Raw genomic sequence first — 21565 nt, forward strand, 5'->3', positions numbered from 1 at the left:
CCCGCGGAGCGGGTACCTCAACGCTGCGCGTTGAGGACAGAAGGACCGCGCTGCGCGCGGTCGGCACCCTTCGGGTGCTGCCCCTGGCGCTGCGCGCCAGGGCACCGGGGCTTCGCCCCGGTGCTTGGCTCCGCCAAGCTGGTGCGCCCCTTCGGGGCGGTCCTGCGCTGCGCTCCGGACAGGGTGTTCGCTTCGCTCCCACCCTGGTCCTTCCGGCTCCGCCTCCAGTCCCCTAGGCCCGCTACGCGGACCAGCTGGCAAGTAAGGAGGGGACCCGGGGGGCGTCCCTGGTGTGGATCGATTTATCGCCGGATCGAGAGCGGTTCCAAAGTCTTACATCTAAATAGAGCTGTGTAGCATCACGGGAATTTACGCAGTTGCTAAGTGGCTGGATGTGAACGGCTTAAAAGGAGTTGTGCACTAGGCATGTCATGCCTAGTATTAGTGATGTCGGAACCACACGGAACCGGCACCGGGTTTAGCAGCCCGGTCCACTGAAAGATCACCATCCGAGAGGACCAAGTCATGCGTGACAGCGTCGAATCCATCTTCAGCACCCCGATCGTGACCGCCGAGGTCGTCGAATCCGACCGCTACCAGGACAAGCCCTCTGGCAACGAGGACCAGGGCTGGCGCGACGAGGCCTAAGAGGTGAAAGCGGGGCCCGGAATCTAATTCCGGGCCCCGCCCCCTATCCCGAAAGGAAAGACTCGGTGCTGAAGTTCTCGATCTCCCTCTCTTCACTCTTAGGCGAGTGGTCGCCTTCGAGTGGACGCATGGTGAGCGGAGACAGCTGGATTGAACCGTTCCCCCATCCTCAACTCGAACTGCTCACCTCAACAGACGGGTACGAGTGGACGCTGACGGTGCGTGAGCGGATGAAGGACACTCACGTCTCCCGGCACAGCGTGCTTTCACCCATGGCCTTGCGGACTACCCGCACGGCCTGGGAGGCGTGGCCGTTGGGCTCCCTCACCGTTCACGTCGCCAACGGCGGACTGACCGTCATCTCTTCGAACCCCGTCGCCCCGGTCTATCTCGCTCTCGGACAAGGGCGTCTGAACGCCTCCTGGGATCCGGCGGACCTTCGATCCCACCTCACCACAGACAAGCTGTGCTTACGCGACTGCGCCCGCGCCTTGAGCGGACACGGGCGGTACAGCACCGAAACCGTCTTCGAGGGCCTCCACATGCTCACGGTCGGAGCACGGGCCCAGTGGAGTGCCCAGAGGCTTGCCGTCACGTACCCGGCGCCCGTGAAACGGGACCTTCCCCGCACTCTCACCCCCGGTGCCGATCCGGTCGGGGGCTTCGAGACCCTTCTGACCCGCTCGATGGCAAACCGTCCGCTCACTGCGGCCACCACCGCCGTACAGCTATCTGGCGGGCAGGACAGTGCGACCCTCGCCCTCTCCCTCGGAGATGCCTGGCCGGACCAAGTGACAGCGGCAGCGCTGATGCTTCCGGGCCCAGTGGGAGCGCAGCAGCAGTCCCGGCGAAAGCACCTGATCCGCGCGGCTCGGCTGCGTGAGGATGTGCGGGTGTCGGCTTCGGAGTACCCGCCCCTGATGCCCTCCGGTTCCCGGCGGCTGGGCTTGTACGGCGTCTACGACGAGCCCTACGTGGAAGCCCAGGACGAGCTGACAGCCCGACTCGCAGCACGGGGCATACAGACCGTGGTGGCCGGATTCGGCGGGGACGAGCTGATGTCCGTCTCGGGGCGCCCGGCACGCAGGGAACACCCGCGCGACTGGCTGGGGCCCTCCGCGCGGACCGCGCTGGCCGAACGCGACCTCGGGACCGCTCCGGCCACTGCCGTGGCGGAGTCCGTACTCCTGGCACTGCGCACCGTCAGCCCGTACATGCTGCGGGGCGGCCTGTGGCCAGTAGTACCCCTCGCGGAACTCCCGATCGTGCGGTTCGCCCGCTGGCTGCCCGACGAATGGCGCGCGGACAAGCGGCTCATGCGGGAACGGCTTGTCCGGCGGGGTCTGCCCCCGCACGTCGTACGGGCGCCGATGCGCGAAGTGTTCACCGATGTCATGGCAAACGCGCTGCACCTCCACGGGCCCTCCCTCCTAAGGCGGATGGCATCCGACTCCCCCCTGATCGACGCGGGCCTGATCACACGGGCGGGCATTCTCACCGCCGCCTCCGACTGTGCGCGCAGCGTGCGGACGGCGGCCCGCCATACCGCCGTGTACGCCCCGATTGCGTTAGACCTGCACATCCGGTCCCTGAGCTGACTCCGGGGCGCGCAGCGACCCGGAAGGCCACTGCGCGCCCGGAGCGCAGCGGAGGGCTTCCCTTTGGGCGGGACGCGAAGCGGCCCGCCTACGCCCTGGGCAGCCGCGAAGCGGCTGCCCATCCCAGGGGGCCGCGAAGCGGCCCCCTGGTAACCCGCTGCGCGGGATAGTGCTTGAACCTCAGCCGCCCACCCGGCCGCGCCCGGGAACAGAGCCGCACCACGGAATTGAAGAGTGGTTCCCCACGCTGCGCCCGGTCGACCCACAGGAGTGAGACCAACACGATGAGCACCAAGGCTTCACCGGACCTTTCAGATGACTCGGATGCGCCCGTGATGCGGTTGCGATCCGATCCGTACGCGGAGGTCTCAGCGTCGATGACAGTTCGGGCCATGGCCGCCCGGCTGCCCCGCACGGTGGCAACGGCGCTGCGCCTGGGCTGGAAGACCGACCGCCGGACCGTGGTGGCCTGGCTCGTGGCCCAGGTTCTTGCCGCCGGGGCGGCCGCCTGCGCACTGGCCCTGGCCTCAGCCGTCCTCGGACCGGTGCTGGCCGATCCGGCCGGCACCGGCGGACCGGCCCAATGGTTCGAGGCCGTCAGGTGGCCGCTCCTGGGGCTGACCGCCTGCGTGAGCGGCCGGTACGCCTTGGAGGCCGCCGCCCAGCTGGCTGCGGCCAGACTGGCCCCGCAGGTGATGCGCGAGGCGGACCTCCACGTGCTCACCACCGCCACGTCCGTGGAACTCATCGCCTACGACGACCCGGGCTTTGGAGACAAACTCGAAGCAGCCGGCGAGGGAGCCGAGGCCACCCGCGAGCTGATGGTGTCCGCCCAGACCCTCATCGCCGCCGCCGGCCTCCTGGTAGGTGCCGGCGGGTACCTCGCCGTACTGCACCCCGTCCTGCTGCCCCTGCTCCTGGTCGCGGCCGTGCCTCGCGCCATCGCGGCTGTGACGGCCGCCCGGGTCGAGCACTCAGCCCGGCACCGCACACTGTCCGACAGCCGTCTGCGCAGCGTGTGGCGCTCCTACGCCACGAACCGGGAGAGCGCGGACGAAGTACGGTCCTCGACGATGGGGCCCTTCCTCCTCAGCCGCTACCGGTCGGTGTCCACCCGGCTGGAGGCCGAAGACCTCCGGGCCGTCCGGCAGATGATGCGGGTGCGGTGGGCCGGCGACGCCGTCGGCGCACTGGCGACGCTCCTGGTGTGGGCGGCCTTGTGGTTCCTCACCGCCCGCGGTGAGCTGTCCTTCCCGGAAGCCGCGGCAGCCGTCATCGGTGTGCAGGCCTGCCAGCGCGCCACCGCGGCATGGGTACGCGCCGGCACCGAGCTCTTCCGCACCGCACTGCGCCTGGACGACTGGCAGGGATTCTGCCAGTACGCGGGGCACCTGCGTGCCGACCGCGGCCCCCTGCGGGCAGCCGTGGCCGGCCCGGAGAGCATCACCGCGGCCGGAGCCGGATTCACCTACCCGGGCAGCGGACGCCCCGCCCTGGAGGACATCAGCCTGCAGCTGTGCCGGGGCGAACTCATCGCACTCGTCGGCGAGAACGGATCCGGCAAGACCACCCTCGCCAACCTTCTCGCCGGCCTCTACCTCCCCACCACCGGCACGGTGTCCTGGGACGGGGAAACCCTGGCTGGCCTCGACGCGCACTCGGTGTGGTCCCGCGTCGGCCGTGTCCCCCAGAACTTCACCCGTTGGCCCATGACCGCCCGGGAGAACATCACGCTGGGCCGCGGTACAGCCGACGACGCGGGCGTCCTGGCCGCCGCGACAGCGGCCGGCGCCACCGACATCATCGACCGCCTTCCCCACGGCCTCGGCACCCTTCTCGCCCGTTCCTGGTGGGGTGGACACGACCTCTCCGGCGGCCAGTGGCAGCGTCTGGCCATCGCGCGCGCCTTCCACCGCGACGCACCCGTCCTCATCCTCGACGAGCCGACCTCCGCCCTCGACGCGCGCGCCGAGCACCACGTCTTCCAGCGGCTCCGAGAGCTCGCCGCCGGCCGCACCACCGTGTTCGTCACGCACCGGCTGGTCAACACCCGCCTGGCAGACCGCATCATCGTCCTGGAGCACGGCCGGATCGTCGAAGAGGGAAGCTTCGCGTCCCTGATGTCCGCCGGCGGCCTCTTCGCCGACCTGTACCGGCTCCAGCAGGGCTCCGAAGTACCCGCCCTGCCGCGGACATGAGGCCGGGGGCCGGCCCGCTCTGGCTCGGCCAAGGCGGAAGCAGGGTTAGCAGCCCTACACCGGCCCCCGCTCGGCACCCGGCCCACTGGGGCGATCACCCGCCACAACACCGAGTACCACCCACACCCTAACCTGGCACTCCTACACACGAAGGAGCTGGCCATGAGCGACCGCAGCCGCCTCGACCCCCTACCCCCGGCCGCGGCCACCCAGCCACCCGCCCGACGCAGGCGATCCCTCTTCCTCGACATGCCCGCCTGGCAAGACGCCAGCGCGAAAGCCAAGAACGAACACCTCACCGGCGCGCGCGTCCTGGAGATCCTCCTTCTCAGCTACGCCGCCGGCCACATCACACTCCGCCCAGCACCAGCGGAAGGAAGCGGCTTCACAGCCGTAGGCGTCAACCTCGCCGACAACGCCGTCGCCCAAGCCGAAAACCGCCGCCACAACGAACAGACAACCAGCTCACTCTCCGAGCTCGCCCGCCGACTCCTCACCGGCTACACCCAGAACACCATCACCATCACCCTCAGCGCCAACGGCCATGTGTAACCGACCAGCACACAGCAGTCGCTAGGTCCGCCCTCGTAGCAGGCACACAGCCGCACCGCGTTGCCGCGCGAGAGCTGCACGACAGGGCCGACCCGCACCCCGGGTGAAGCTGCTGGTTTCCCCGCCCGGCCCACCACCGTGCTACGGGGCCTCCGCGCGTCGACTCATGAAGTCCCGATCAGGCCCGCTACCTCCCGCCCGGCCTGGCCGGGGCCTCAGCCGTCCCCGCCTCGTTCACCGCCATTTCAGGGGCAGACCGAGGACGGTGCCGCCTAGGGTCTGATCAACAAGGGGGGTGCCGAACATGGTGGTGCAAGCCGCGGCGTGGGATGACCTGAAGGAACGCCTGCAGGATCTCGCCGCGCCCGGCGGGGGTGTCCTGCTGCTGCTGTTGCTGGTGGGCTACATAGCCAATGACCGGGGCCGCAGCGGTGCCCGACGGCCGAACGCCGAGCTGAACGAAGCGATCGAACGGACGGTGGGAGGCATTGCCCGGTTCGTGGGCCGCTACGTCAGCGGACGGGACCTGACCGGCGATCCCCGCAGCACGGCGACCTGGTGGCGGTCGGGGGTGCTGGTCACCGACGACCGGATGCCCAGCCCCGGTGGTGCGGCCAGCCGACGCGGCAGCCGACTGAGGGACAACGGCCGACGGTCGTTGTTCCGTGCGGCTGGGCAGGTCGTGGCGAGCATGGGGCGCGCTGCGGGTGCGTGGACGCGCTGGCCGCGCGCTGCCCGCTGCCTGGTGCGCCTGGCGCCGCTGCCTGTTGCGTGGGGACTGTGGCGGCATCCTGGGCCCACCTGTGGGGTGCTGGCGGGTGCGGTGGTGGGGGTGCTTGGGCTGGCGGTGGCGGGTCCGGCTGGGCTGCGGTGGTGGGCAGTGCGCCGACCTACCGATGACGAGATCTTGGGGCCGGCCCTGTGGGCGGCGGTCCGGCAGGTGCTCCGGCTGGAGCCGGAGGAGAAGCGTGGGGCGTGGCTGCGCCTGGACCCTGATCTGGGGGCTGAGGGCGCGCGGATCGTGCTGCGCCTGCCGGTTGACTGGATGGGTGGGAAGGAGGCGCAGAACGCGCTTGCCCACTCGGTGGACACGCGGGTTCCGGGTGAGTGGGTGGCGGCGTGGGAGCGGGCTGGCGCGTCGCAGTCCGTTCAGTGGACCCGAAAGCCTGCCCCGGCTGCGGTTCCGGTCCTGCCGGATTCCGTGGAATGGAAATCTACAGGTAACCCTTACGAGGTGTTCGTGGGGATGGCAATCGAGGGCAATGAGCTGGTGGACGTCGTCGTGCGGACCCAGTCGGCTACCCCGCACTGGGGTGTGGCTGGCTCCACGGGTGCCGGCAAGAGCACGATGCTCTACATTCCGATTGTCCACGGACGCCAGAATGGCACTCTGATTGACATTCTCGACACGAAACGCAATTCCCTGGCGGCAGCGGAGGGCTATTCCGGGGTGCGGATCCACAAGACCATCCGTGAATGCATTGCCGCATTCGGTGAGTTCATGGTGTCGATGATGGCCGCCGAGGCGGCACAGGGGAAAGACGGCGACCTCCACCTGAGGGGCCAGCTGTGCCAGCGGATGCTGGTGGTGGATGAACTTCCCACGTTGATCAAACTTGCATATATTTGGTGGCGGTACGGACTGGGGGGCAAGGGGACTCCCCCTTTCCTGGAATGGTTCTCGATCATCCTGCTTCAGGGGCGTTCTGCTGACCACCGGATCGTCGTGGGTACACAGCAGTTCGCTAACTCGTTCTTCGGCGGCACAATGGAACGCGCTCAGATCGGTTCGAAGTTCATTGTGGGACAGCAGGATCGGGTTTCCTGGGGGGTTGCTTTCGGCCAGTCGACTCCGGTCATCCCCTACGACATCGCGGTGAAGGGCCGTGGTGTATTCACCGATGGCCGACAGGCTCCGGGCGGCGAGCACCTGTACGTGCGGGAATTCCAGCCCTGCTTCATCACTCCGCGAGTTCCGGAACTCCTAGCGTCCTGCGGGCCGGCGCCCTCCTGGTTCGACGAGGGAGGGATGGCGCCGTGGATCACCGCCGAGATCCTGGAGGAAGCCGACCGGACCACTGGGGTGGGCGCCTTCCTCCCCGGGGGGAAGTACGGCCCCGAGGAGAGCCGTGTCACACGCGGTTCCGGCGCGGGGGTTGGCGGGGTTCTTCCCAGTTCAGAAGGTGTGACAGCGGCTCATGTGACAGGCCGTGTGACAGCTCATGTGACAGGCGGCCAGCCGCCGGAGGCTGTGGACGTCCTGCCTCGGACCTACAGCCTGGCCGAGGCCTGCGCAGCGGGGATCCTGCCGTGGTCGCACTCGACGGCCAGGCAGTACAAGGGGCGCGCGGAGCAGCGGGGTATCCCGTTCCCCGAGGGCGTCTCCGACGGGCGCACCACTTTCTATACCGAGGATGAACTGAGGGCCTGGGCAGCAGCGTGGAAGGGTAAATCGGGCAGGACCTGATTACCGAATATTTTCAGCCGCACAGTGCGCACTTATGGCGTCCGGTTCTTCTATTGCCGGACGCCATGGATGCCCACAATGCATAATCCCCACATACTCGACACATATTTACGCAACCGAGGGTAAAGGCGATTGCCTCAGAATTACTGGTAGAGCTTCTCGCGGAGTCGGCCGGGCGGTGTGTTGAATAAGATACTGAGGGTTCCAATCCATCGCGGCGGGACCGCCTGACGCCCTCGCTCGACATCACAATAAGAGCTTTCGGTAATTCCAAGAATCGCTGCGGTAGCCATTTGCGTGCGGCCTGACGCAATGCGCATTAATCTCAGCGCCGACGCTTCACCGGGTTCTATCAGAGCATAAGGCGATACGCCGAGGAGGGTTGAGATCCTCCTGAGCATTTCGGGGTTCGGGGTACTGCTTCCTGCCTCCCATGCGCTGACCGAGCTGCGAGCACACCCCAGGTCCGCTGCGAATTCTCGCTGGGTTTTGTAGCCGCGTCTGATGCGGAGGGCGCGGAATCGGCGCGCACGGAGGCGTGCCGCGGCCGGGGGGCGGTCGTTGGTAGACATGAGGGCACACCCTAACCCTTGTCGAATACACCGAAAGCGCATTGTCGACTTATGGCCATTGTGGCTGGATTACGAAGTCCTTTGACCGTCGCTGACGGCTTGGCATATGGTGCGGATCTTGCGCGCGTATGGGTACGTGATGCCTTCGGGGGGAGGGTCTGAATATGGGGTTGAGTCCGGCCGTGCGGAATCTGCTGGGCCTGCCGGATGAAGGCGACTGGGAGGCGAAGCGCGCGCGGGTCCGTGCGCGGAAGGCCGCGAAGGCCGGCAGGCCCGGCGCGGGCTCCCCCGCCCAGACCTCGCCCGCCGCCAATCCGTGGGAGACCGCGGCCCGGGAGCTGCGCGAGCAGCCGGCCCTGCCCTCGCCCTCCGGGGCCGGTGCTCCGGCACCGGCGCCCTGGACGCCGCTGGACGAGCGTCCCGGGTCGGCCGCGCTGCGCCGGGCGGGCCGCGGGCTTCTGTGGACGCTGGTGGCCGTCTTGACCCTGCTCGGTGCGAAGGCGCTCCTGCTGCCGAAGAAGCAGACCGTGGTGGAGAGCGTGACGAACGCTCCGTCCGCGACGGCGCCGGTCTACCCGGAGGCCGAGGCCCAGACGGTCGCCGCACGGTACGCGCGCGCCTACCTCGGCTGGGACGAGAAGAGCCCTGATGCGCGGGCCGCGCAGCTGGCGGCCGTCCTGCCGGAGGGTTCCAACACGGCGGTGGGCTGGGACGGCAGGGGCCGCCAGGACGTGCTGGCGGTGGAGCCGGGCACGGTCACCGTGACCGGCCGGGAACAGGCCCGGGTCCGGGTGGAGGTGCTGGTGCGCTCCGACGCCCAGGTGCCCGCCGGGGCTCCGGCGCCGGGCGGGCCGCGGTGGATAGGGCTGGACGTACCGGTCGTTCGCGTCGGTGCCCGGATCATCGTGAGCGGGCCTCCCGGGATCGTCGGTGTGCCGGCCGCCGGGCCGGCAGCGCCGGAGCTGACCGCGCCGGCCGGCGATACGAAGTTCTCCCAGGACACCGGTGACGTCGTGAAGGGGTTCTTCACCGCGTACGCGGCCGGCGGGGACCTGGAGCCACTGCTGGCGCCCGGAGCGTGGGTGCCGGCGCTTCCCCCCGGAGTGTTCACCCTGTCCGCAGTGTCGTCCTGGGCTGCCGACAAGGGCTCGGGTGCCGAACGCACGGGCACCGCACGCGTGGTGTGGCAGGCCGGCAACGCCCAGCTGGAGCAGTCCTACCGGCTGCGCCTGGCGAAGGTCACCGCGGGCGGCGCCACGCGCTGGCAGGTGTCCGCCGTCCACGGCGGAACCGCCTGAGACGGCGCCTCGCCCCCTGTCCTGCTTGATCTGCTTCTGAAGGGAGACACCCCATGTCCGAGTCCCACGTTCACATCCTGGCCGCGCTGCCCACGGGTGAGGGCCTCAAGGCCGGCGTCCTGCTGCTGGTCGGGAACCTGCTCGCCGCCTGGATGGCCGTACGCGCCTTCCGCCACTACGCGAAGGACGACTGGGGCGGCCTGATCACCATGAGCATCGCCGCCGTGTTCGTGGGCGGGTTCGTCTGGTTCCCCTCCGAGATGCGGGGGTTGCTGGAATCGGTGTGGGACAGCGTCCGCGAGGTCTAGGGCGATGCGTACCGGGGTGACGTACACGCGCCACATGGACCTGGAGACCCGCCAGCACGAGCTCCTGGGCGTCGACCTGGGCGAAGGCGTGCCGCGGCGGACCCTGATCCTGGGCGCGGTGCTGTACGGGGTGTGGACGGGCGGGCTGCTGCTGGTCTTCGGCCTGCCTTCCAAGATCAGTTTCACTGCCTACTTTCTGCCCCCGCTGCTGGTGGCGATCTTCGGGACGCAGCGCAGCCGGCGCAACGACCGGCGGTGGGTGATCACCTACTGGGCGCTGAAGGTGCGGTATCTGACGCTGGGGCACCGGCCGGTGGTCTGCGGGGGCCGGCGGGTGGCCGCGCGGGCGGAGTGGATCCCGCGGCGGGACCGGTGGGGCAGCACCGGTGACGGGCTCCGCCGGGAGTCGGTGCGCCGGGCCCGGCAGCTGGACGACGCCCTGACGCCGCTGGAGATCGTGGCCGGGACTCCGATCGTCCTGGAGGCCCGGCCGCGCCTGTACGGGCCGGACATGGTGTTCCGGGCCCGCCAACGCACAGGCAGCACGAAGAGCACGGGGAAGAGGGGGGCATCGTGAAGGTGCTGACGCGGGTCGGCAATTTCCTGGGGCTGGGCGGTGAACGCGGTGCCCAGCCGCCCCAGTACGTCGCGCTCGCCGACGGCCTGGTCGTCGCGGGGACCCACGCCGAGGCGTGGTTCAGCCTGGGCAGCTCCAATACGGATCTGATGACCGAGGCCGCCCGTGACACCGAGCTCGGCGAGGCCGTGTCCGCGATGGCCCGGACGCTTGCGGGCAGCGAGGTGCACCTGCGGGTGCTGTGGTCCCCGCTGAACGCCCAGGACTACATGGCCGAGGCCGCCGACCTGTTCACCTCCGGGGACTGGCGGGAGTGGGCACAGCAGCGCATCGACCGGCTGGAGAACATCGCCCTGCCCAGCCGTCACCTGCTGATGGGGGTCCGGATCAGTGAGCGCTCCGGCGCCGCGCCCGTCTCGGGGCGGCGGGGTGCCGGGCGGGCCCTGGGGGTGAGCGCCTCCGGGGTCAGCGCCCGGGAGCTGGCGCGCCTGGACGGCAGCATGCGGCGGCTGGGCCGCCTGCTGGAGGCGACACCGTGGCGGGCGCAGCCGGCGCCGGTGGAGCTGCTGGCGTGGATGATCGCGCGGGAGCAGCACCGGACCACTCCTGTGCCGTCGGCGCAGCACGGGCTGATCAGCGGTGCGAAGCTGGCGTCCTTGACGCGTGGGCGGATCCTCCCCTACCCGGACCACCTGGCCGTGGTCGACGCCGAGGGGCGGACCTCCGCCTGGGTGTCGGTGCTGACGATGTCGGGCTTCCCGGAGCGGATGGACATCCCCGGTGCCGGTGAGTGGCTGAGGGCCCTGTCGGAGATCACCTACGTTCCGGACATCGACGACGCCGAGTTGGAGGCGGACGTCGACCTGGCGAGCCTGATCCTGCCGGTGTCGCCCGAGGCGTCCGTGCGGTGGCGGGTGATGCCCAAGCGGGACGCGCTCAAGGCCGTGGACGCCGCGCGGCGGCTGGCCAAGGAGCAGCGGCGGTCGGCCAGTCAGCACTCGGCGGAGGACCCCGGGCAGGCGGTGGAGGAGACCGAGGGGGTGATGGCCGGGCTGATCCGGGACATGGGGCGCGAGGACCTCACCCTGGTCACCGACCATCCCCGGCTGATCGTCACCAGCACCGCGGGGCTGGAGGACCTGCGGGCCCGGGTGGACGCGGTGCGCGCCTACTACGGCGGGGTCGGCATCGAAGTGGGTGTCGGTGAGGAGGAGCAGAGGGAGCTGTGGCTGGAGGCGCAGCCCGGTGACCGGCTGCGGGTCCCGGACATGGGGCACATCCGTGATGTGACCGCGCTGGCCGGCTCGTGGTGGTGGGGCGGGGCCCAGGTGGGTGACGACAGCGGGCCGATCGTCGGCTACCTCACCGGTTCCACCCCGGGGCTGTTCCGGCACGACGTCACCATCGGCTCCGAGCTCGGCGACGCCACCACCACGGCGCTGATCGGCCGGAGCGGGCGGGGTAAGACCCTGGCCGTGCTCATCAGCATGCTGATCGCCGCCCTGCGCGGCGCGTTCGTCCTGGCGATGGACTTCAAGGGGGACATGGGCGGTGTCGTCACCGCGGCCCGCCGGTTCGGGCTCAACGCGCACCTGATCGAGACGGGTCCCGCCTTCGCCGGCGCGGCGGATCTGTTCCGGCTCCTGGACCGCGAGGGGTCGGAGCGGGCGCAGATCGAGGTGCCGGCTCAGCTGGGCATCGCCATGCCTCCGCATCTGCGGGCCCGCGGTGCGGAGACCCCCGTCCAGCACGCTACCAACGAGGTGATCGCCGAGGGCGACCCGGCGACCTGGAAGGTCATCGCCAAGCTCCGGTCGTCGGCGGATCCGCTGGCGCGGGAGGCCGGCGAGGCCTTGTTCGAGCTCTCCCAGACCGCGCTGGGGGCTCCGTTCATGGGCCGGCCCCGGGAGGGTGCCTCCCCGTTGTCACCGGAGCCGGGTATCTGGGTGGTGCAGATCCCCGGGCTGTCCCTGCCAAGTGTGTCCGACGGCCGCGAGGACTGGAACTCCGCGCAGCGGATGTCGGTGGCGCTGATGCACTCGATGCTCGCCTACGGCATCACCACCGCCGGGCGCAAGGACCTGCGGACCATGCGGAAGCTGGTGGCGATCCCCGAGGTCCACGTGCTGACGGCGACGAGGGAGGGCAGCTCCTTCCTTGAGTACATCGCCCGGGTGGGGCGGGCGCTGTCGACGTCGCTGATCCTGGACACCCAGGACCCGGCGTCGCTGTCCCGGCTGGTCGGTGTGGTGGAGCAGCTCAGCACGGTGTTCGGGTTCCAGCTGACCGTGCCCAGCCAGCAGGACGCCATGGCGGAGCTCCTCGGCCTGCCCCCGGGCCCGCACACCCGGGCCTTGATCCAGTCGATCGGCATGAACCCCAACGGGTCGATCCGGCACGGCCACTGCATCGTGCGCGACCGGCGCTTCCAGGCGGCCACCGTCCAGTGGGACATCCCCACGATGGAGCTCCTGGAGCTCCTGGACACCACGCCCAAGGCCACCCCGGCCGACGCGGTGACGACCGACGGGCCGGAAGCCGGCCTCACCCAGGAAGGAGCTCGCGTATGAAGCGCGCCCGCACGGCGGCCGCCGCGGCACTGCTGGCCGCGAGCCTGGCGGCCACCGCCTGCTCCGGCGGCAAGGACAAGGGCAAGGACCAGGACAAGGCCCCGGAGAGTCCGTCGGCGGCTGCCCTGCGCGTGGCGCGCCTCTACATGGAGGCCGACAACCGGCAGGACTGGCGCGCCAAGTGCGAACTGACGTCGGCGAGGTGGCGGGGCGGGACCGTCGAGCAGTGCGTGGTGGAGGAGTCCGGGCCGAGCCCCACCCCGTCGTCGACCCAGCCGTCGCTGTCCACCCTTCCGACCCCGACCCTGTACCCGGACGGATCGACCATGCCGCCGGTACCGTCCCGGCCGGCCAGCACGGGTCCCACCCGCGCCTCCATGGGACCGGTGGTGACCGAGGGCGGCGCGGAACAGGTCGGGGGCTGGGAGGAGCACCCGCCCGGCTGGGGCGTCTTGGTCAGCTACACCGTCACCTGGCCCGACTCCACCCACACCTCGCGCGACGCGGTCCGCGTCATCGAGGAGAACGGCGCATGGCTGGTCGACCAGGTCGAGGACGTCGACGGCGGACGGTACGGCGAGGGCGGCAGCCCCATCCAGACCGCTCTGGCCGGCGGGTAGCGGCATGGCCATCTCGCTGCCCCGGGCGCGCACCATCCTCATCCCGGCCGTGTTCGCGTTCACCACCGTCATGGTGCTGGCCGGGCAGGCCCACGCGGAGCCGATCGCCCCGCTCGGCGTCGGGGACATGTTCCCCGACCTGCCCTCGGCGGTCCCCGCCGGACAGGGGACGATGTTCGAGGACTTCTCCGGGCGCTCCTGGCACCTGGACGAGGAGTACGGGTACACGGTCGGCGACACCCTGAAGCGGCCCGTCTACGTGCTCGCGTCCATCTGCATGGCCGCCACCGTGGTCATCGGGATGCTGTGCGCGTCCATGATCCAGTGGATCTTCAAGCTCACCTCGGTCCCGGACCTCCAGAACGCCCTCACCGCCACCATCGGCGGGGCCGCCTCCGGGCTGTCGCAGACCCTGCTGCCGACCGCGCTGGCGGTCGGCGGGTTCGTCGCCTTCGTCCGCCACCGTGAGGGCGGCGGCACCGGAGGCCTCTCCCAGATCGCGTGGGTGGCCGTCTCCGGCATCGTGTCGATCTCCCTCCTGTCGACCCCGCAGGTCTGGGTGGACGGCGTCGACACCACACGGCAGCTCGGCGCCTCCATCGCCTTCCAGGCCACCTCCGCCGGCGTCGGCGAGGGCAACCAGGACTACCCGTTCGCGATGGACCACAACGCCCGGTACACGGGCAGCGCCCGGGACGACATGCTGCGCAAGTCCTCGGACGCGGTCTGGCGCGTCTACGTCGCCGCGCCCTGGTGCCTGGCCGAGTTCGGGTCCCGCAAGGCCTGCCAGATCCACGGCCAGGAGGTCCTCAAGCGGTCCGGCAAAGACCGGAACGACTACATCCAGAAAAAGGTCAACGACAAGAGCGTGGGCGGCGACTCGGAGCAGTGGGTGGACGGGCACCGGCCCTTCGACCGCCTCATGGTCGCGGCCATCGGGCTGTTCTGCGCGCTGGTCTTCGCCGCGGTGGTGCTGCTCCTGACGTTCTCCGCGGTCGCCTCCCTGATCGGGGCGCTGATGCTCCTGGTGTGCGGGGTGGTGTTCGCCTGCCTGTGGGTCATCCCGGGCCGGCCCCGCCAGTGGGGACTGCGGTGGTTCGACCAACTGCTCGGCATGGTCCTCCAGTCGTTCATCGTGACCATGGTCCTGGGCTGCGTACTGGTCATCCAGGTCGCCACCATGTCGCTGCTGGAGTCGAACGGCTGGTTCGTGGCGATCGGCCTGTCCATCGCGACCGCCCTCTCCGCCCTGCGCTACCGCAAGATCATCGAGAGCATCGTGGGAGTCTCCGGGGTCGGCTCCTCCCCCATGGGCTCGGTGCTGGGGCTGCTGGCAACCCGGCAGATCGGCCGGGGCCTGGCCGGGGCCACGACGCGCGGCAAGAGCCGCCCCGCCAGCGGGGACACGGGACCCGCCGGCGGCGGCAAGGCCGGTACCGGAGGCTCGGGCGGGAGCGGAGGCGGCGGGACGCCCCCGGCGGGACCGGAGGGCGGCGCCCCCTTCCCCACCGCCCGCGTGCCCTACCGCAAGCCCGACAGGGAACCCGCCGGGCGGGAGGGGTTGGAGGTCACCCTCGACCGGCCCGAACAGGCCGGTACGGAATCCGGCGGCGGTCACCGGCCGCCTGCACGGCTGCCGGCACGTCTGCCGGGGCAGCCCACCCGCCTGCCCGCACGCCGGCCGGCCCTCCCCGCCGGCCGTCCGCCGCGGCGGACGGCGCTGCCCGCTCCCGAAACCCCCGCCGGCACCGCGGTGAAGGACGGCTCCGGGACACCGGCCACCGCGACCGCCACCCTGATCCGCCCCGGCCAGGAGCCCGGGGCCGCCGCGCCGGCGCCCGCCTACCGGATCGCCCCCTCGCCGGACCAGCCCGGCATCAAGGTCATCGAGGCCCGGGTGCTGAAGTCCACGCCGAACCGGCCCCCGGTACCGCGCGGCGGGCTCCCCGGCGCGCGGCGCGGGGCCGTCACCCAGCCCCCACCACCGCGCCCGCCCATACCTGGCCGTCCGCCGGCCGGACGGCGTACGGGTGAGGAGGACGGCAATGGCCCGGCATGAGGACGAGCGCACGCCGCAGGAGTGGCGCGAGATGCTCAGCGGCACCTACGACTACCCGCAGGAGAGCGGCAAGAGGCGGTGGGGACACCGCCGCCGGGCCCGGCGTGAGCACCGGGCCGCGGAACGGCGGCGCGGTGCTCAGTGGATCGCCGCCGAACGGCGCCGCGAGCCCGTCAGCGCCGGTACCGCCGCGGCCGTCGTCGTCCTGCTGCTCGGGGCAGGCCTGCTGACCCGGTGCGCCGCCGCCGGCGACGGCGGCACCACCGCGGCGCCGCCAGCCTCCGCCTCCGTCTCGCCGTCGCCGTCCCCGACGGGTGCCGTGGACGCCAAGCCGCCGTCCCCGACGGCCGGGAGCGCCTCCCCGACGGCCGGCTCCACGGCCGCGGTCCGCGGCGACGACCCGGACTCGGTGGCGGAGGAATGGGCGCGGCAGTACCTCACCCGCAACCCGCCCGCCGACGGCGACCACACGGCCGCCGTCGCCCGCGCCGCGCCGTGGGCCACCCTGGGGCTCACGCAGAACCTGACCGAGCACAGCGACCCGGCCTTCGACAAGCTCGTCAGCCGCGGCGGGATCAGCACCGTCTCCCAGGTGACCGTGCGGCCCGCCGGCCGGACGCTGCCGCCGGACAACCCGCTGCGCGTGTGGCGCCAGGTGACCGCGGCCGTCGCCGTGGACGGCTACACCGACTACACCGAGACCACGGTGCTGACCGCCGAGGTGATCTCCACCGAGTCCGGGTGGCGGGTCTCGGCGGTCCTGGGGGTATAGCGGAGCGTGGAAGGGGGGGATGCTCTGCGGGCGGCCGCCGCCGTCGCCGGCCGCGGGGCCACACTGAAGATCACGGCATGGCTGGCCGCAGGTATGGCCATCGTCATCGGCGTGCTCGCCGTGGTGGTGGTGATCACCGGCGGCGGCCAGGCCGAGGCCAACTCCTGCCGCGACCGCGGCCGGCCGGGCACCGAGCTGCCCTCCGGGCCGGGCACACCCCAGTACCCGGGGGCCAACCTCCGCCGGGACCAGATCGCCAACGCCAAGGCCATCGACGCCGTCGCCGCCGGCCGCGGCCTGCCCGGACGGGCCACCCTGATCGCGCTGATGACGGCACTTCAGGAGTCGACCCTGCTCAACCTCGACTACGGCGACGCCGACTCCCTCGGCCTCTTCCAGCAACGGCCCTCCACCGGCTGGGGCACCCCCGCCCAGATCATGCAGCCCGCCTACGCCTCGGCAATGTTCTTCTTCGGCGGCGACGACGGCGACCCGCCAGGACTCACCGACATACGGGGCTGGCCCGACATGCCCTACGGCGCCGCCGCACAGGCCGTGCAGCGCTCCGCGCACCCCGACCTCTACGACCGCCACGAGGACACCGCCCGGGACATCGCCGCCGAGGCCGGCATCGACCTCGACCGCCCCGGCACCACCCCGGTCACGCCCTCCCCCACCTCAACCGACCCCGACGGCGCCTGCACCCCCGACACTCCCCCGGGCAAGCCCGGCGACCCCTTCCGGGACATCGAGGCACCCTGGCCGCCCAACGTCCTGAACCGGCGCACCACCCAGGACGCCATCGCCTGGGCCCGCGACGAGGCCGCCACCGGCGGCCGGGAGTGGTACCAGCTGTGCCTGGCCTTCGTCGCCCGGACCTACGGCTGGGGTTACAGCGGCGTCCCCTACGCCATCGACCACTACCGGCAGATGCCCCCCGACATGAAGCACGACAAGAGCCGCGAGCTCCCCGCCGGCGCCCTCATGTACTGGGACACCGGGCAGCGGGCCGGCCACGTCGCCCTCTACCTCGGCGGTGGCATGATCGCCAGCAACGACATCCGGCGGCCCGGCTACATCGACGTCGTCCCGGCCTCCGACATCGAAACCAAATGGGGCGCCACCTACCTCGGGTGGGCCCCGCCGTACTTCCCCAAGGGCGGGTGACACCATGATCGAACCGGCCGCCGTCCCGGCGACCCCCGTCTACACCATCACCCTCACCTCCACCGGGGCCAGCATCGACGGCGAACCCCTCACCGTCACCGCCCCAGGCGACCTCAACGCCGTCCGCCGTGCCGCCCTCGCCGAGGTCCGTATCCGCGCCGCCCTGCGGGGACGGCCCGTCCGGCTGACCGCCAAGGAACCCGACGGCACCAACTGGCCCATGATCATGGACGCCTCCGGGAATCTGATCACCCTGACCGAACCCCACCCGGCACCAGGAGCAGACGGCGACCGGCACCACACCGCCCCACCACCCGCACCCGCAGCTGTCCCCGCACCGGCGCCGGTGACAACAGCGGTGCCGGTACCGGTACCGGTGCCGACAGCTGGCACGACCACGGCCCCGCCGCGCGCCCGGACCGCACCGCCCGCCGTACCCGCAGCCCCGCGGCCCAACGACCCGGACCTGTGGACCGCCCCCCTGCCCCTCGCTCACCAAGCGGTCGAACAGCAGATCCGGGCCGCGCAGGCCGCCGGCGACCTGCACACGGCCATCACCGCCGCCACCCGCCTGGAGACCTCCCTGGACACCGAGTACGGCCCCCTGCACCCCTACACCGTCAACGCACTCACCCTCCGGGCCACCCTCACCCTCACCAGCGGAACCGACTGGTACGAGACCACCGACATCCTCACCACCACCGCCCTCCGCCGCCACCAAGCCGGCGCCCATCCCGCCCACGACACCACCCGCACCGCCCGCAACGCCCACGCCGCCTGGCGCCGCCTGACAACCGAGGACCCCGAAGGCGCCCTCGAACTCGCCGACCCACTGACCCGCATGCTCGAAACCACCGGCGAAACCACCCGCGCCCACGACGTCCTCACCCACGTATCCGCACACCTCGGATAGGTGAGACGGCAGGAGCGGATGCCGTGACGCTTCCGCACCCCAGCCGTTGCACAGGCCGATGCACCGAGCCGTCCCCCGGCTCCCGGGGCGCCGGGCCCCGACTCCCTCCCCCCGGGCCCGGCCCCCGCTCTCAGCGGCCACCGCACTGCACGCCCGGGGCCGCCGCTCTCTAGGACGGCCCCCGAACGGGCCGGCACGGTCAGGTCCGTGGACGCCCGCCCCGACCCCGGCGCAGGCGTCCGACCGCCGGCAGGACCACCGCCAGGACCCGCACCGCTTCCGACCACTCCGGGGCCAGCGCGCTCACCACCGCCTCCACCGCTACACCGGCGGCCGCACGCGCCACCCGGCCCGCGACCACGCGGACGACAGACCGAGCAGGGCGTGTCCCGGACTCCCCACCGCGCTGGACAGGCTCCCGCCCCGCCTCCTCTCCGGCCGGATCCCCACCCTGATGCGACATGTCCATGTCAATTCACTCCCTATGGAAAAGCTCGGTTCACACCTCCGTCCGGAGGCGTGAACCGCACTGTGCAACAGGAAGGGGCAAGCCCCGCAAGCCCAGGAAACCAGCAGGTCAGAGAGCTACATGGCGGAACGCAAAATCGCTCCCCTCATCGACTTCCCCTTCCACTCAGCCGCCTCCAGACAGGGGGCGGCACCACTCCGAAAGTCCTGGGTATCGCCTGCGTTCTGGCTTATGACCAGAACTCCCCATGTATTCCTTCTGGCTGCGCTACGCTGATCGGGCAGGGCCTTTCCGCAGGGCCGCCCCCGAGGGGGCCGTCTCGGAGTTCGCTCGGCTTTTTGCGTGACGCTGATAGTTGACGTGTCACGCCCCGCGCAAAGTAGTAGTACCGGTCTCTTCAGGGACCTCAACGTTCCGCCGTAGGCGGGCGCAGTGACGCGGGCGCTGCGTGCATGACAGGCAGCCGTCTGTCACGTTGGGGTAACTGTGCCTTGGCATTCCTCTTCGCAGACGGCTCTATTCGTATGCGGAGGACTGTGCTGTGCAGGCGGTACTAGAAGCAGTGGCCATGGGCACTCCCATGACACTCGTATACATTGTGGGCCTGATCGTTCTGGCCCTCCTGGTTGCGCTCACCATCTCACTGCGCCGCGTACCCGCTCAGCACAAGCCCGAAGTAATTCGAGCACTGGCCGAGCTGATGCACTTCTGGCATAGAAAGAGGTAGAAGGGCGGCCGCGTCCTCTCCACGCGCTCGGCGGGAGTCAGCATCGTCTCGGCCAGGAGCGCCAGGTAGTCACGAAGCGATAGGCCCTTCTTCGTCGCGCTCGTGGCCCCGGGATCATCCTGCTCGCCCAGATCTTCTGCCGGAGGACTCCGCTCACCAACGACGTCCTCCTCGCCCTGATGCGCCAGCGCGAGCGCCTACCAAGCCCGCAACGATCCCCCTGCAGAAGGCCCGGCCCCCCGCCCAGGACCCGAAGGTGGAGGCGCGCAGTGGTGTGGAGCGGGACCGCCAGCCCACCTGACGAATCGGTGACGTCAGCCCCTCACGGGTCCGCAGCGAGAGCACCCGGCCGCCGGGATGGACGGCAAGGCGCTGATGCGCCGGACCAGTTCCGCAACGCGCTGCGGCCGGGGGACGCGGAGGCCGATCGCGGTCGGCGGGTCGTCTGTGCCCGCCGACCGCGCAGGATCCGGCCACCACCGTCACGTTCAAGGTGGGGCCGCGCGGACAGGGTGGTGATTGCGGGACAGGTAACCGGACTCTGCGCCCATCGACTTGCTTCCCGTGGCGGGCGCTTACCCAGTGGTGTCGGGCTGCCGCTCGGCGGGGCCGGGGGAGCCCGAAGCGTGCCGTCCGCAGACCGCACCGCTCGAAGCCCTCGCCGAACGCACCCGCTCTGCCGCCTGGGTCACCGCCACCGGGGAGGCTGTGCTGGCCACCCTCCGCCACGTGTTGGGGGCGGGCGAAGCGAGGGGGGCCAGCCTCGGCTGGCCCCCCTCTTGGTGCTGCGGGGCTCTGGTCAGCCCCGGCGGTTCATCCAGACCACGATCTGCGCGGTGGCTGCGCCCAGGAAGAGCGCGACCGCCCACTGGATCACCCCGTCACGGACCGCGTCGATGACCACGGGGGCGGTGAGCACCCCGGGGGGCGTGTAGTTGCCGGCCAGCAGGCCGAGGAGGAAGGCGGCCACCAGGGCGGCCTTCCAGCCGTCATGGCCCCCGGCGGCCGAGTGGGCCGTACTCTGGGTCAAAGCTGTCCTTTCCTTGCGGTTCACTGTGCGTGATCTTGCGTTGCGGGGCAGTGCGCCGCCGGTCCTGGAGCCATCCGCCAAGAAGCCTCCAGGATCGGCGGCCTACGACATAGAGCTCTCCCTCCTCGCCTCCACCAGCTCGGCGACCACGGCCTCCAGTTCAGTGACGCGCTCGTGGAGGGAGCGTCCCGGTACGCCGTGGCTGAGCATGTTGGTCGCGAGCACGGAACCACGCCCGATCCGGCTGACTGCCAGAAAGTCGCGGCTCCTGGACTCGAACGCCCACCAGGCCCGGATGAAGCCCGCCCTCACCTCCGGCGGCCACTGCTTGACCTGGATTGGGGTTCCGTCCGGGAGAGCGAAGTCAATGCCGGACGTATCCCTTCCGTGTACCAAGGCATCGCGAACGCGCCGAGCATTGTCCGGGTCCGCCTCGATGATCTCCGCCCAGGAGGTGTGGCGGCTCTTCGCATCGGTGGGCGGCCTGGTCTTCTCCACCACCCTGTCGCCCAGAGCGGACAGCTCCGACAGGGCCCGCTGGCCGTCAACGAGATCGCCGAGCTCCTTGTACAGATCGCGGAGCTGCTCCTCCACCAGGACGAACTGCTCGACCGGGGTGCCCGGGTGCAGCCCCTGCCACTCCTTGACGACCTGCCCGTACCGGCTGTGGGCCGCCGCCCTCGTGAGGCCGCCGTGTGACTGCCCGATCAGCTCCCACGGAGTACCGCGGACACGCTCGGCGATCACCGAGTGCCGCTGGATCCGCTCGGTGATCTCGGCGAGCCTGCTCGCCGTGGCGACCAGCTCACCACGGGGAATCCGCGTCATCGCCGCAGCCGGCTCACGTGAGGTCATGTCACCGACATTACAGATCTAGACGACGATCCGTCAACTGCATCTGACGCAACGTCTCATGAAGCAGACGTCGGATGCATCCGTCACGTCAGCCGCCGGTGGACCGCACAGCCCACGACAGCAGGCTTCCGGCACCTCTCCCCCTACGCGCCCCGTCCTGCACCC

The 21565-nt window shown here is 70.8% G+C and carries 17 protein-coding genes; 14 read left to right on the forward strand and 3 right to left on the reverse strand.

Annotation, left to right across the window (positions count from 1 at the left end; translation table 11 throughout):
• Window positions 1-525: 525 nt before the first annotated feature.
• The 5 genes from ACZ50K_RS34450 (at window position 526) to ACZ50K_RS34470 (ending at window position 7463) form a co-directional block, all read left to right on the forward strand.
• Window positions 526-648 (forward strand): hypothetical protein, encoded by a 123-nt coding sequence (locus tag ACZ50K_RS34450; RefSeq protein WP_468910722.1) that lies wholly within the window; start codon window positions 526-528, stop codon window positions 646-648.
• A gap of 542 nt (window positions 649-1190) precedes the next feature.
• Entirely contained in the window at window positions 1191-2246 is a 1056-nt protein-coding gene (locus ACZ50K_RS34455) for an asparagine synthase-related protein (RefSeq protein WP_468910827.1), read from the forward strand.
• Window positions 2247-2623: 377 nt separating this feature from the next.
• The gene (locus ACZ50K_RS34460) at window positions 2624-4444 is read left to right on the forward strand and encodes an ABC transporter ATP-binding protein (RefSeq protein WP_468910724.1); all 1821 of its coding nucleotides are present in this window, start codon (window positions 2624-2626) and stop codon (window positions 4442-4444) included.
• A gap of 162 nt (window positions 4445-4606) precedes the next feature.
• Complete coding sequence (locus ACZ50K_RS34465; protein WP_468910726.1) at window positions 4607-4996, forward strand: hypothetical protein; 390 nt, start codon at window positions 4607-4609, stop codon at window positions 4994-4996.
• Window positions 4997-5300: 304 nt separating this feature from the next.
• Window positions 5301-7463, forward strand: coding sequence for a type IV secretory system conjugative DNA transfer family protein (locus ACZ50K_RS34470; RefSeq protein WP_468910729.1), 2163 nt, complete (start codon window positions 5301-5303; stop codon window positions 7461-7463).
• Between the two features lie 143 nt (window positions 7464-7606).
• Here the strand turns inward: ACZ50K_RS34470 and ACZ50K_RS34475 are convergent, their stop codons facing one another.
• The gene (locus ACZ50K_RS34475; protein ID WP_468910731.1) at window positions 7607-8077 is read right to left on the reverse strand and encodes a helix-turn-helix domain-containing protein; all 471 of its coding nucleotides are present in this window, start codon (window positions 8075-8077) and stop codon (window positions 7607-7609) included.
• Between the two features lie 140 nt (window positions 8078-8217).
• Here ACZ50K_RS34475 and ACZ50K_RS34480 point away from each other — a divergent pair, with 140 nt between their 5' ends.
• From ACZ50K_RS34480 to ACZ50K_RS34520, 9 genes are read left to right on the forward strand one after another with little or no spacing between them, the layout of a single operon-like run.
• Window positions 8218-9333, forward strand: coding sequence for a hypothetical protein (locus ACZ50K_RS34480; protein ID WP_468910733.1), 1116 nt, complete (start codon window positions 8218-8220; stop codon window positions 9331-9333).
• 53 nt (window positions 9334-9386) lie between these two features.
• Complete coding sequence (locus ACZ50K_RS34485; protein ID WP_468910736.1) at window positions 9387-9641, forward strand: hypothetical protein; 255 nt, start codon at window positions 9387-9389, stop codon at window positions 9639-9641.
• A 34-nt stretch (window positions 9642-9675) separates the two neighbouring features.
• On the forward strand, window positions 9676-10218 hold the full coding sequence (locus ACZ50K_RS34490) for a hypothetical protein (protein ID WP_468910738.1): 543 nt from the start codon (window positions 9676-9678) through the stop codon (window positions 10216-10218).
• Complete coding sequence (locus tag ACZ50K_RS34495; RefSeq protein WP_468910741.1) at window positions 10215-12788, forward strand: ATP-binding protein; 2574 nt, start codon at window positions 10215-10217, stop codon at window positions 12786-12788. Before ACZ50K_RS34490 ends, ACZ50K_RS34495 begins: the two co-directional genes overlap by 4 nt.
• A complete protein-coding gene (locus ACZ50K_RS34500; protein ID WP_468910743.1) occupies window positions 12785-13408 on the forward strand; it encodes a hypothetical protein in 624 nt (207 codons plus the stop codon). Before ACZ50K_RS34495 ends, ACZ50K_RS34500 begins: the two co-directional genes overlap by 4 nt.
• A gap of 4 nt (window positions 13409-13412) precedes the next feature.
• Window positions 13413-15467: a hypothetical protein gene (locus tag ACZ50K_RS34505; RefSeq protein WP_468910746.1), complete on the forward strand. Its 2055-nt coding sequence runs from the start codon at window positions 13413-13415 to the stop codon at window positions 15465-15467.
• Entirely contained in the window at window positions 15454-16239 is a 786-nt protein-coding gene (locus ACZ50K_RS34510; RefSeq protein ID WP_468910748.1) for a hypothetical protein, read from the forward strand. Before ACZ50K_RS34505 ends, ACZ50K_RS34510 begins: the two co-directional genes overlap by 14 nt.
• Before the next feature lie 6 nt (window positions 16240-16245).
• Entirely contained in the window at window positions 16246-17406 is a 1161-nt protein-coding gene (locus tag ACZ50K_RS34515; RefSeq protein WP_468910751.1) for a peptidase M23, read from the forward strand.
• Between the two features lie 4 nt (window positions 17407-17410).
• Window positions 17411-18319 (forward strand): hypothetical protein, encoded by a 909-nt coding sequence (locus tag ACZ50K_RS34520; protein WP_468910753.1) that lies wholly within the window; start codon window positions 17411-17413, stop codon window positions 18317-18319.
• A 1995-nt stretch (window positions 18320-20314) separates the two neighbouring features.
• On the opposite strand, the gene ACZ50K_RS34525 is transcribed toward ACZ50K_RS34520, so the two are convergent.
• Window positions 20315-20545 carry a hypothetical protein gene (locus ACZ50K_RS34525; protein WP_468910754.1) on the reverse strand — a complete coding sequence of 77 codons (231 nt, stop codon included), beginning with the start codon at window positions 20543-20545 and terminating at the stop codon, window positions 20315-20317.
• A gap of 102 nt (window positions 20546-20647) precedes the next feature.
• Window positions 20648-21400 carry a hypothetical protein gene (locus ACZ50K_RS34530; protein ID WP_468910757.1) on the reverse strand — a complete coding sequence of 251 codons (753 nt, stop codon included), beginning with the start codon at window positions 21398-21400 and terminating at the stop codon, window positions 20648-20650.
• Between the last annotated feature and the right edge of the window lie 165 nt (window positions 21401-21565).

The sequence above is a fragment of the Streptomyces sp. NPDC033845 genome (genome assembly GCF_055576225.1).